This window comes from Streptomyces anulatus (assembly GCF_000721175.1).
Taxonomy (GTDB): Bacteria; Actinomycetota; Actinomycetes; order Streptomycetales; family Streptomycetaceae; genus Streptomyces; species Streptomyces anulatus_C.
Genome location: NZ_JOEZ01000123.1, coordinates 1 through 478, shown reverse-complemented (window position 1 = coordinate 478; position 478 = coordinate 1). Strand labels below are relative to the sequence as shown.

Genomic DNA, 478 nt, shown 5'->3' with positions numbered 1-478 from the left:
AGACCGTCGCGGACGGTCTCGGCGTCGTGGGCTCCGCCCGGCAGTTGGACCAGCATGGTGTAACGGGTGTGGCGCTCGACCAGGGTGGCGATCGCGGAGCGCCCGCCCGCGCCGATGATCAGGTCCCCTTCCCAGTGACCGGGCACAGCCCGGTCCTCGACGGCGGCGGGACGGTCGCTGATCATCACCATCGGGTCGATGAACCGCGGGGTGCGCCGCTCGGGGACACGGCGGGTTTTGCGGCGGGTCCGGCCGGAACGGACCGCTGCCTGCACCTCCCGCTTCAGGCCGCCGCGGGCCTGGAAGTACAGCGCCTGGTAGATCGTCTCCACGCTCACCCGCATGCTCTCGTCGTCGGGATGCTCCGTCAGCAGAGCGTGACAGATCTGCTCCGGTGACCACCGTCTGCGCAGTCCGTCCTAACGAGCTCGTGCGCGGTAAGCGGTGAGACGTCGAGCCCGGGATGGTTGATCATGGT

General features: G+C 69.5%; 1 pseudogene. It reads right to left on the bottom strand.

From position 1 onward, the window contains the following. Window positions 1-413 (bottom strand): annotated as a pseudogene (locus tag IG90_RS0138790) (IS30 family transposase); the annotation flags it as partial. Window positions 414-478 lie beyond the last annotated feature (65 nt).